Here is an 11,557-nt window from a genome sequence, read left to right on the forward strand (position 1 = left end):
TTGAAAGGTGAAAATGACTTTATTAATCAAAAATGGTCGTCTGATTGACCCTAAATCAAATCGTGATGAAATTTTAGATATTTTAATTCAAGAGAATAAAATAGCTAAAATTGGCATAAACTTATCAGAAGAAAATGCTGAAATCATTGACGCAAGCGGTCTAGTGATTGCTCCTGGATTAATTGACGTTCATGTTCATTTTCGTGAACCAGGACAGACCCATAAAGAAACCATTCATAGTGGCGCAAAATCAGCAGCGGCAGGTGGTTTTACAACAGTTGTCATGATGGCCAATACGAAACCTATTTTATCTACGCCAAAAGGACTGACAGAGACTTTAGCAATTGCCAAAAAAGAAGCAATTAAGATTAAAGCAGTTGCATCAATTACGCAAGATTTTGATGGGGAAAACTTGACAGATTTTGCTGAACTTATCAAAGCAGGGGCAATTGGTTTTTCTGACGATGGCATTCCGTTGACAGACGCTGGAGTCTTGCGGGAAGCCTTGCAGAAAGCCAAACTAACAGATCGTTTGCTTTCGATTCATGAAGAAGACCCAAATCTAATCGGGACACTTGGAGTTAATGATGGAGAAGTGGCTCATAAATGTGGCTTCACAGGAGCGCCGACCGTTTCAGAATACAGTATGATGGCGCGTGATGCTATGATTGCTTATGAAACAGGCGCACGCTTGCACTTACAGCATCTTTCTGCAGGAGAATCTGTCGAAGTGGTTCGATTTGCTAAAAATTTGGGCGCGAAAATTACAGCAGAAGTGACACCACAACATTTTTCAATTACAGAACAGATGATTTTTGAGCAAGGGACAAATGCGAAACTCAATCCTCCATTGCGTAGAGATGCAGATATCAGTAAAATTATTGCGGGCTTAAAAGATGGGACAATTGATGTGATTGCGACTGACCATGCCCCTCATACTCATGAAGAAAAAAATGTCAGCATTGATAAAGCCCCATCAGGAATGATTGGCTTAGAAACTTCATTGCAACTTGGTTTGACGAATTTGGTTGCCAAAGGTCATTTGACTTTGCTCGAATTACTGACAAAAATGACTGTCAATCCAGCTAAATTATATGATTTTGATGCAGGTTACCTTGCAGAAGCTGGTCCGGCTGACCTTGTGATATTTGATGCCGAAAAGACCTATCAAGTTGGTGAAACTTTTGATTCCAAAGCGACCAACTCACCGTTTATCCATCAAAAAGTTCAAGGACAAGTTAAATATACAATTTGTGATGGGAAAATAGTTTTCAAGCAAAATGAAAATACAGAAAGTATTGTATTTTGATAGAATGATAGTAAAAAAGGACCCTAAGGAAATACTTTCCTCGGGTTTTTTCTTTCTTTTCTATAACTCTTTTTAAAACAAAGAGCTACTATAAAGTAAATCATTGAGTGAATGGATGATTTCTAAGCCATTTTTGATTGATTCTTCAGTTTCCATTGTTTGATTTTTTTCTGTTTGAACTTTCATTTCTTTTTTCCTTTCGACTGCATCTCTTATTTATATATAGTATAGCAATAATTTGCATGAAAATTTCTTACAAAAATGTAATTTAAAAAGAATGGGTAGATTTGATTAATTTTAGTAATTTAAATGCTGGATTTCTGGGTGCTGTTTTAGAATAGCTTATAATGAATAACAGCCAATAAAATAATAAATCAAATATGTAGTATTCAGGGTGAAAATTTGAATTACAAAAATAAAGACAAGGAGGGTTATTATATAGTTTATAAGATTTAATTATAAAACCAGAAGAAGAGAGAAAATATAAGCTTTTTATTTTTCAAATTTTATTCCTCAAATCATAAACAACATTATTACAATTTTCTAGCAACATATCTACTTGTTTTTGAAATGTAAGCGTTATATAATTTAGTAGTCATAATTTATGATTAGAAATTTTTAGGAGCTATTATGGAAAGAAGTTTGAAGAAAAAAGTAGTTTACACATTATTAGGTTTAACTATTTTGAGTTGTGGGACACTGACTAGTAAAGCCCATGCAAGTACGGAAAAATCGAAAGTAGATGAATTTTCCAATTTATTAGACCTAAGTGCGACGCCAACGGAGCGTACTCATGGAGTTTATGATACGAATTATTTTAATAATTTTTCGGATTTAGGTTCTTGGCACGGCTATTATCAGCCGGATAAAAATAATAAGGAGTTGTTAGGTGGATTTGCAGGTCCATTAATCATTGCAGAAGAATATCCAATAAATTTATCTGCAAGTTTAAATAAATTGACACTTAAAAATAAAGAAACTGGGGAAGTTTATGATTTAAGTCAGAGCAATAAGCTAGATTTAGATTACTTTCCGGGACGTTTAGAGCAAAAATACGTTTTAGAAGATTTGACCCTTCGTCTTTCATTGATTTTTGTTAGTAACCGTACAGCACTTATTCAGACGCGTATTACTAACACAGGAGAAAAACCTATAACTTTAGAGGCAAGTTGGACTGGAAGTGTCTTTGATAAAGTGATTGATGGTTCTGATATCATTTCAACAGGAGCTCATCTGAAATCTGAAGGAAATGAGATTCAAGTTCAGTTCAAAAAAGTGAGAGAACAATGGAGTTATTTTTCTACTGAATCAACGAGGTATACTATTCATCACGCGGATAAGGTGAGCACGAAAATTGATGGTGGCAAATATGTAGCAACTGCAAAGGATATTACGTTAGCAGTTGGAAAGACTTATGAAACCAAGACAACAGAAAGTTATACCTTCACAGAAAAAGAGTTAGAGACAGAGAAAAATAAATTTGATGATTATACTAAGAATGCCTCTGATTATTTTAAAAAGAACAAGAAGCGATGGCAAGGTTACTTAGACAAGACATTTAGCCATAAGAATGTAAAAAAATATCCAGAATATCAGAATGCTATTGTAAAATCTATCGAAACACTTAATACTAACTGGCGAAGTGCAGCTGGAGCTTTCAAGCATGACGGAATTATACCTTCAATGTCTTATAAGTGGTTTATAGGGATGTGGGCTTGGGATTCTTGGAAAGCAGATGTTGCGGTTGCAGAATATAATCCTGAGTTGGCTAAAAATAATATGCGCGCATTATTTGATTATCAAATCACCCCGAAAGACTCAGTACGGCCACAAGATGCAGGGGCTATTATTGATGCAGTCTTTTATAATCAGAATGAGGAAAGAGGGGGAGAAGGTGGAAATTGGAATGAAAGAAACTCTAAACCACCACTCGCTGCATGGGCAGTTTGGCAGATTTTTAAAGAAACTAAAGATAAAGACTTTTTAAAAGAAATGTATCCAAAATTAGTTGCTTACCATAATTGGTGGTATTCTAATCGGGACCACGATAAAAATGGTATTGCCGAATATGGAAGTATGGTGAGCGAAGCACAATATCAAACGGATGAAAATGGGAAAATTATCAAAGATACCAATGGAAATAATATGCTTGATGAAGAGGCAGTTATAGAGGCAGCAGCTTGGGAAAGTGGAATGGATAATGCAACACGTTTTGATAAAGAAGGAGCTGGAAAGGGAGATATCGGCGTTCAAGTATTTGAAAATAAAAAGGAGGGTAAAACAATTGGCTATTCAATTAATCAAGAATCCGTAGACTTAAATTCATATCTTTATGCAGAAAAAGGTTTCTTATCCTCTATGGCTTCAGAACTAGGTAAGAAAAAAGAAAGTAAAGAGTATAAAAAAGAAGCCAAAAAAGTGCAAGAATATATCCAAAGTAAAATGTACGATGAAAAATCAGGTTTCTTTTATGATTTACAAATTAGTGAAAATGGATTAAAGACAAAATTACTTGTTAATCGTGGCAAAGGAACTGAGGGTTGGATGCCATTATGGGCTAAAGTAGCCTCTAAAGCTCAGGGCAAATCTGTAAAGAAAACTATGATGAACGCAGATATGTTTAATACATATCTGCCGTTCCCAACCGCTTCAAAAGATAATCAAAAATTTTCTGCAACTCAGTATTGGCGTGGACCAGTTTGGTTAGATCAAGCACTCTATGGAGTAGAAGCGCTGCATAATTATGGCTATAACAAAGAAGCAAAAGCAATGACAGAGAAATTATTCCTTCATGCGGAAGGGCTAATGGGAGAAGGTTCAATCTATGAAAATTATGATCCGCTAACTGGAAAGGGATTAAGTACTAAAAACTTTAGTTGGTCTGCATCGGCCTACTATCTTCTTTATAAAAATTCACTTTTAGGGAATAGTTCAACCGCACAATCAGCCTTTGATATTCAGTAAATGGGATCCCCTTTTTAAAGTAAAAAACTACTAAACATGTTTTTAGTAGTTTTTTTATGAAATCAGCAGCTGTTATTATTTAAGGTTATCTAGAGAGTTTAAAAAAGATCGTCGATAAGAAAGTGGTGTGGTATTCATTCTATCAACAAAAAATTTTGAAAAATAGGATGGAGAGGAAAAACCTATAGAACAACTAATATCTGTAATACTTAAAGAACTTTTTCTTAGTAGGGAACAAGCCTTTTTTAATCTCAAATTTTGAATATATTTACTCGGAGTAGTTTTCCTATGACGTCTAAATAATCGATAAAGATGTGTACGATCAATCTCATAATATTCAGCAATTTCATTTACTGAAATATCGTGCATATATTTTTCGTCAATATAAAGAATAATATCTTCAAATAAACTCTCTGGAGCCTTCTGGATTCTTTGTTTAGCCGTTTTTTGAGCCAAGTACTCGAATAAAGTGTATGAGTAGCGTAAGGTTGAAAAATTATTTTTTTCCTCAACTCCTAAATAAATCAGTTCAAAGATATTATTTAATTTTTCGTCTACTGAACTTTTTAAAACACAATTCTTAGAATTTAATCCTAAACTTTTAAAATATTTACTGGCACTGACTCCGGAAAACCCAACCCATCGATAGCTCCAAGGTTTTGTTTTACTAGGATAATACTTGTTGCTACAATTGGCAGGTATTAAAAACAGGTCTCCTTGAGTGATATGATACTTAGGGGATTCAGGGGTAGAAAAATATCCCTCACCATCGGTACAATAATGCAAAACCCAATAGTCAATTGAGGTGCATTCGAATGGTTTTGTAGGCTGGCATTTTTCATAACCAACCTCGCAAACTTGAAATTCATCGATTGCAATACTTTGGATTAGAATACTTACGTCATTTTGGAATGGTTTTAACATGATATAGTCCATCTATTTCTATATGTTATTACTAATATATTATATTTTGATGTCAGAGTCAATTAATAATTAATTTAATGAAATTGCACGTAACTTATAAAAATCCCTTCTTTTTTTAAAATGAGATTCAGATCTATAACATAAACATTCGTTTATATTTGACAATACATAAACATTTGTTTATATTATATATAAACGTTTGTTTATGTTTGGGAAAGGATTTTATGAATTACGAAAGAATTGCAATGAGTTTGAAGGCATTAGCTGAGCCAAATCGTTTAAAAATTGTCGACCTGCTGTCATGTGGAACAAAATGTGCTTGCGACCTATTAGAGCATTTTGATTTTTCACAACCTGCATTGTCCCATCACATGAAGGTTTTAGAAAAAGCAGAAATTATCACTGTTGAGAAAAAAGGGACTTGGAATTACTACACTTTAAGTGATGATTTTGCTAAAGAATTCCAAAGCATGTGTATGACTCTATTCTCACATAACGAAGATACTTGTGTGTGTGGTACTGATAAAAAATGTAATTGTTCTAATTAAGAAAGGGAACGATAATGAAAAAAATTGAAATTTTTGAAGCTGCGATGTGTTGCTCTACTGGAGTTTGTGGTCCGTCAGTTGATTCAGAGTTACTTCGTATTACAAACCTATTTGATACATTGAAAGAGAACGAGGAGGTAAAAGCTTATCGTTATAATCTTACAAGTAACCCTCAAGCGTTTGTGGTTAACGAAAAAGTTCTGAATCTCATACAAAAGCAAGGAAATGATGTTTTACCAATCACATTAATTGGTGGAAAAATTCTCAAAACTGAAAGCTATCCAACTTCTGAAGAACTTGGGCTAAGCGATATTAATACTGAAAAAGGTGCTTGTTGCTCAAATTCTCAAGAAGAAGTCAAAGTAGAGGCAAATACTTCATGTTGTGGTGGAAATACTGCTTGTTGTTAATAGGGGAGAAATGATGAAAGCTTACGATCCAAAAAAATTAGAATTGACTAAATACCTATTCTTTACAGGAAAAGGTGGGGTTGGCAAAACAACCTCTGCTTGTGCAACTGCAGTAAGTCTTGCGGATTCAGGTCATAAAGTGATTCTTGTCAGTACTGACCCTGCTTCTAATTTACAAGATGTATTTCAAACAGAATTAACCAATAAACCAAAAGAAATTCCAGAAATTCCTAATTTAAAAGTCGCAAATTTTGACCCAGTATCTGCGGCAAATGATTATAAAGAAAGTATTGTTGGTCCATATCGAGGAATTCTGCCAGACTCAGCTGTAGAAAATATGGAAGAACAGCTTTCAGGTTCGTGTACCGTTGAAATTGCTTCTTTTAATGAATTTGCAGGTTTCCTAACAAATAAGGACGTTGAAAATGAATTTGACTATGTCATTTTTGATACCGCACCAACTGGACATACCCTCAGAATGCTTGCTCTTCCTTCCGCATGGTCTAACTACCTTGATGAAAATGATACTGGTGTTTCGTGCTTAGGTCAACTTTCAGGACTGGGAGATAAAAAAGAAAGTTACGAACGAGCAGTAAAAACATTAGCAAACGGTGAACTAACAACGCTTATGTTAGTAACACGTCCTCAAAAAGCTTCAATTGAGGAAGCCAATCGAGCTTCTGGTGAACTTGCGGAACTTGGAATAAATAATCAAAAATTAATTATTAATGGACTATTAACTCAAGCAGATGATGAAGTATCAAAGATTATTGCCAATCAACAAGAAGATGATTTAGAGCATTTGCCTAACTCTCTCAGTAAATATGAACAATTCTTTATTCCACTCAGACCTTATAATGTGACTGGGTTAGAGAAGCTTCGTATCCTCTTAGATACAGTTCAATCCGAATTGCCTGAGATTGATTCAGAAATGAGAGAATATCCAGATCTTTCAATGGTGATTAACGATTTTGTTAAGACTGGTAAAAAAATTATCTTTACAATGGGTAAAGGCGGAGTTGGAAAAACTACTGTAGCGATTAAAGTTGCTCAAGCTTTGCAAAAACAAGGTAAAAAAGTTCATCTGGCTACTACAGACCCTGCGGACCATCTTAATTTCTATTTAGGGGATACTTCCGGACTCTCATTAAGTCATATTGATGAAGAAAAGGAACTTCGAGAATATAAAGAAGAAGTTTTAAGCAAAGCAAGAGAAACAATGTCAGGTGATGATTTTGACTATGTTAAAGAAGACTTGGAATCACCATGTACACAAGAAATTGCAGTCTTTCGTGCTTTTGCTGAAATTGTTGAGAAAGCAGATGATGAGATTGTAGTAATTGATACTGCGCCAACTGGTCATACCCTTTTATTACTTGAATCAACTCAAAGCTATGCGAAAGAGGTTGAACGGACAAGTGGTGAAGTTCCAAAATCAATTCAAAAACTCTTACCAAGATTACAAAACTCAAATGAAACAGAAGTTTTGATGGTGACTTTACCAGAAACCACTCCAGTTTATGAATCAATGCGATTAGCAGATGATTTAGATAGAGCGAATATTGCTCATACTTGGTGGTTGGTAAACCAAAGCATGAGTGCAACTCATACCTCGAATGAAGTATTGAAAGCACGTGCATCAAATGAAGTAGAATGGATTAATAAAGTTGCTAAACTTTCTAATCAACACTATGCAGTAGCTAAATGGCAAGCTGACTTTGAAAAATAAAGGAAATAATTATCCTATGAAAATTATTATAATTGGTTCTGTGGCTTCAGGAACAAGTGTCGCTGCTAAGGCACGTAGAAATACGGAGAGTGCAGAGATTACTCTTTATGATAAGGACACCGATATTTCTTACGCAGTATGTGGTATTCCATATGCTATTGGTGGGGAAATTGGTGATTTTGATGAGTTAACTCCTCGTGATGCTCGATGGTTTAAAAAACGTTACAATGTTGATATTCATACTTCTCATGAAGTTTTAGATATTAATCATTCAACAAAAACTCTCAAAGTTAAGAATCTTTTGACTGGTGAAATATTTGATGATTCTTATGATATCCTTGTTTTTGCAACTGGAGCAACTTACCATAGACCGGAAGTTTTTCAAGGTAAATCATTCGATAATGTATTTCAAGTAAGAAATATTAATAGTGGTAAAAACATTAAATCTTTCTTGGATGATAAAAAACCAAAAACAGCAATTGTTGTAGGAGCAGGTTATATTGGTCTTGAAGTTGCCGAACAACTCAAAGAACGAGGACTTGATGTTACTGTGCTTCAACGTGGAAAACACCCAATGGCACACCTAGATTGGGATATGTCTATTCGCATTGAAGATGAAATGGAAAAGCAAAATGTTCATTTTCTATCTGAGGAAGTAATCACTGAAACAAATGGAGAACAGACACTAAAAAGTGTCATTACAAGTAAAGGTAATGTCCTTAGTGCTGATTTGTATATATTGGCTACTGGTGTTCGACCAAACACTCAACTTGCAGAATCAATCGGTGTGAAGCTAGGTGAAACTGGAGCGATTGCAACAGATACAACAATGGAAACTAATATTGAAGGTGTTTATGCCGTTGGAGATGTCGCAGAAAGTTTCCATGTGATTACTGGGAAAGCGACATATCGACCTTTAGCATCAACTGCAAATAAGATGGGGAGAATTGCAGGAGATGCAATGACAGGTGGACCACTTCGCTTTCAAGGTGTGCTTGGGACTGGAATCTTACGCTTCTTTGATTTAACCATTGCTCAAACAGGATTAACTGAAAAAGAAGCGATTGAAGAAGGTTACGAAATAGCAGTATTATTCAATATTAAACCAGACAAACCTGATTATATGCACGGTAAAGAAATGGTTATCAAAGCAGTCGCAGATAAGTTATCACATCAAATTCTTGGAGTTCAAATTATTGGTCCTCAAGGTGTTGATAAAAGAATAGATGTCTTTGCCTCAACAATAACATTAGGGGTAACTGCCGAAAAATTATTCCATATGGATTTAGCTTATGCCCCACCATTTTCAACAACTAAAGACCCTGTCGCATATACAGGAATGGCACTCACCAATGCCTTAACTACTGCGCCATTAATAACGCCTCATGATTTGATGGAACTTCAAAAAAATAGTGCAGATATAACAATTATTGACACACGTGCAAAAGCAAGTTATGAAAAGAAACAGATACCAAATGCAATTAATATTCCGCTGGCAGAACTTCGTGAAAAATCATCTATCCTTGATAAAGATAGATTGACAATCGTTTACTGCAATAAGGGAGTCACTGGTAATGCTTCTCAAAATATCTTGAGAAATGAAGGATTTAGAGAAGTATACAATTTATCAGGCGGAAATAAAAATTATCAAGAAATTGCAAAACAAGAAAAAAATTAGAGGAAAAACTCAATTATGAATCAAGTCACAAAGAAACTGTCGTTTTTAGACCGTTATCTGACGCTTTGGATATTTGTAGCAATGGGAATTGGAGTTGCTTTGGGGTACTTCGTTCCTAGCGCTGCAACCACTATTAATGACTTATCAGTAGGAACAACATCAATTCCAATTGCCATTGGACTAATTCTCATGATGTATCCTCCATTAGCAAAAGTAAAATATGGGGAAATGGGAAAAGTATTTAAAGACTGGAAGGTTCTGTTACTTTCATTAGTTCAAAACTGGATTATTGGTCCAATATTAATGTTTATACTTGCTGTCGTATTTTTACAAGGTTATCCAAGCTATATGATTGGGCTTGCACGTTGTATTGCAATGGTTATTGTTTGGACTGATTTAGCAAAGGGTGATAGTGAGTATACCGCAGGACTTGTAGCCTTCAACTCACTTTTTCAAGTATTCTTTTACTCAATCTTTGCTTATTTCTTTGTGACTTTGCTTCCAAAATGGTTAGGCTTAGGAAATTTTGCAGTACATATAACAATTGGTGAGATTGCTACCTCAGTATTTATCTATTTGGGAATTCCATTTATTGCAGGGATTATCTCTCATTTTGGTTTGATTAAATTAAAAGGTAAAGAATGATTTGAAGAAAAATTCATTCCAAAAATTAGTCGTATAACATTGGTTGCTCTTTTGTTTACAATCATTATCATGTTTGCGGTTAAGGGAGAAAAAGTAGTAGAGCTTCCATTTGATGTAGTTAGAATAGCAATTCCAGTGCTTCTATACTTCGTATTGATGTTCTTTGTTTCCTTCTTTCTCTCTAAAAAAATAGGGACAAGTTATCCTGTTACAGCCTCTTTATCATTTACAGCAGGAAGCAACAACTTTGAGCTTGCCATAGCAGTTGCGGTAGGTGTATTTGGAATTAATTCGGGAGAAGCCTTTGCGGCGGTTATTGGTCCATTAGTGGAAGTTCCTGTTATGATTGCTTTAGTTAATGTGGCTTTGAAGTTAAAAGAAAAATCATTTTCGAAGTGTGAAATTATGTAAAGTGTTCTTTAAGAGTTTTTAAAAACTTTATTGAATGGTCCGGATAAAATAGAAGGTAACAAAAATACTCCTCTTGCGAGTATTTTTTAGTGAGCTCCTCTAACGTCAAAGACTCTCTGTGATTAAGATTTATTAAATATTTAAGCTAAACATGTTGGATAACTTAGAGACAAAATTATTTGTTTATAACTAAGTAAGTTACGATTTTTAATGATGTTTTGATTAGACCACATTGAACCTTATTAGCACGATATGCTATAATAGTTCTATGAATTATTACGATGAATATAGCAAAGGGCATTTAGTTTTACCAACGGTGATTTTGTCACATTTTAGTGAACTTTTCCCTTCGGCTTTTGATTTTTTAGTATGGTTATACTTTTTTGAAAATCGAGAAATTGCGCCCAGCGAGATTGCGGATAAGACTGGGAAAAAAATGTCTGAGGTTAATCAGGCGATTGATAGTTTGTCCAAATTTGGGGCAATGAAAGTTACATTGATTGAGATTGATGGAGAAATGGAAACTTTCTTTGATATTAGTCCAGCCTTCAAGCATTTAGATGAACTAGTGGGTTCTCCAGCGATAAATCTTAAAGCAGAGGATAAAAAAGTTCAAGATGAAGGTCAACTTAAAGAGTTGATTAGCATGTTTGAGGCGGAAATGGGGATGATTTCTCCTGTTCAAATGGAAGAATTGCGTGCTTGGCTTTTTGAGGATGGTTATGACTTGTCTTTGATAAAACAAGCCTTACGAGAAGCGGTTTTAAATCGCAAAGTATCATTAAACTACATAAAAGCTATTTTGCGCAATTGGAAAAACGATGGGGTTAATTCAGTTCAAGCGATTGAAAGTCGTCAAATGGAACGTGAAGAAGCTAAAAGAAAGAAACCGCAAGAAGATTTTTACATTCCTTTAGATGGACCTTGGAATGGATAAAA

The 11,557-nt window shown here is 34.7% G+C and carries 8 protein-coding genes and 1 pseudogene; 8 read left to right on the forward strand and 1 reads right to left on the reverse strand.

The window, feature by feature from the left end; genetic code table 11:
- Positions 1 to 13: 13 nt before the first annotated feature.
- Positions 14 to 1,309: a dihydroorotase gene (locus RSC39_RS07130; RefSeq protein ID WP_332536156.1), complete on the forward strand. Its 1,296-nt coding sequence runs from the start codon at positions 14 to 16 to the stop codon at positions 1,307 to 1,309.
- A 630-nt stretch (positions 1,310 to 1,939) separates the two neighbouring features.
- On the forward strand, positions 1,940 to 4,273 hold the full coding sequence (ygjK, locus tag RSC39_RS07135; RefSeq protein WP_332536158.1) for an alpha-glucosidase: 2,334 nt from the start codon (positions 1,940 to 1,942) through the stop codon (positions 4,271 to 4,273).
- A 75-nt stretch (positions 4,274 to 4,348) separates the two neighbouring features.
- Here the strand turns inward: ygjK and RSC39_RS07140 are convergent, their stop codons facing one another.
- A complete protein-coding gene (locus RSC39_RS07140; protein WP_332536160.1) occupies positions 4,349 to 5,209 on the reverse strand; it encodes an AraC family transcriptional regulator in 861 nt (286 codons plus the stop codon).
- Positions 5,210 to 5,421: 212 nt separating this feature from the next.
- On the opposite strand from RSC39_RS07140, the gene RSC39_RS07145 reads away from it, so the two are divergent.
- The 6 genes and pseudogenes from RSC39_RS07145 (at position 5,422) to RSC39_RS07170 (ending at position 11,555) form a co-directional block, all read left to right on the forward strand.
- A complete protein-coding gene (locus tag RSC39_RS07145; protein ID WP_063282305.1) occupies positions 5,422 to 5,745 on the forward strand; it encodes a metalloregulator ArsR/SmtB family transcription factor in 324 nt (107 codons plus the stop codon).
- A gap of 14 nt (positions 5,746 to 5,759) precedes the next feature.
- Positions 5,760 to 6,155 carry an arsenite efflux transporter metallochaperone ArsD gene (gene arsD, locus RSC39_RS07150; RefSeq protein ID WP_332536163.1) on the forward strand — a complete coding sequence of 132 codons (396 nt, stop codon included), beginning with the start codon at positions 5,760 to 5,762 and terminating at the stop codon, positions 6,153 to 6,155.
- Between the two features lie 13 nt (positions 6,156 to 6,168).
- Positions 6,169 to 7,884, forward strand: a complete 1,716-nt coding sequence (gene arsA, locus RSC39_RS07155; protein WP_332536165.1) for an arsenical pump-driving ATPase — start codon at positions 6,169 to 6,171, stop codon at positions 7,882 to 7,884.
- 16 nt (positions 7,885 to 7,900) lie between these two features.
- Entirely contained in the window at positions 7,901 to 9,562 is a 1,662-nt protein-coding gene (locus tag RSC39_RS07160) for an FAD-dependent oxidoreductase (protein WP_332536168.1), read from the forward strand.
- A gap of 15 nt (positions 9,563 to 9,577) precedes the next feature.
- Positions 9,578 to 10,618: pseudogene (gene arsB / locus RSC39_RS07165) on the forward strand (ACR3 family arsenite efflux transporter).
- 268 nt (positions 10,619 to 10,886) lie between these two features.
- On the forward strand, positions 10,887 to 11,555 hold the full coding sequence (locus RSC39_RS07170) for a DnaD domain-containing protein (RefSeq protein WP_011676080.1): 669 nt from the start codon (positions 10,887 to 10,889) through the stop codon (positions 11,553 to 11,555).
- Positions 11,556 to 11,557: the final 2 nt, after the last annotated feature.

This window comes from Lactococcus sp., from assembly GCF_036648155.1.
In the GTDB taxonomy this organism is placed as follows: domain Bacteria; phylum Bacillota; class Bacilli; order Lactobacillales; family Streptococcaceae; genus Lactococcus; species Lactococcus cremoris.

Excerpts from the sequence above, each read along its gene's own strand:
- RSC39_RS07130 (WP_332536156.1), top strand. The coding sequence starts at position 14 with ATGACTTTATTAATCAAAAATGGTCGTCTGATTGACCCTAAATCAAAT.
- ygjK (WP_332536158.1), top strand. The coding sequence starts at position 1,940 with ATGGAAAGAAGTTTGAAGAAAAAAGTAGTTTACACATTATTAGGTTTA.
- RSC39_RS07140 (WP_332536160.1), bottom strand. The coding sequence starts at position 5,209 with ATGGACTATATCATGTTAAAACCATTCCAAAATGACGTAAGTATTCTA.
- RSC39_RS07145 (WP_063282305.1), top strand. The coding sequence starts at position 5,422 with ATGAATTACGAAAGAATTGCAATGAGTTTGAAGGCATTAGCTGAGCCA.
- arsD (WP_332536163.1), top strand. The coding sequence starts at position 5,760 with ATGAAAAAAATTGAAATTTTTGAAGCTGCGATGTGTTGCTCTACTGGA.
- arsA (WP_332536165.1), top strand. The coding sequence starts at position 6,169 with ATGAAAGCTTACGATCCAAAAAAATTAGAATTGACTAAATACCTATTC.
- RSC39_RS07160 (WP_332536168.1), top strand. The coding sequence starts at position 7,901 with ATGAAAATTATTATAATTGGTTCTGTGGCTTCAGGAACAAGTGTCGCT.
- RSC39_RS07170 (WP_011676080.1), top strand. The coding sequence starts at position 10,887 with ATGAATTATTACGATGAATATAGCAAAGGGCATTTAGTTTTACCAACG.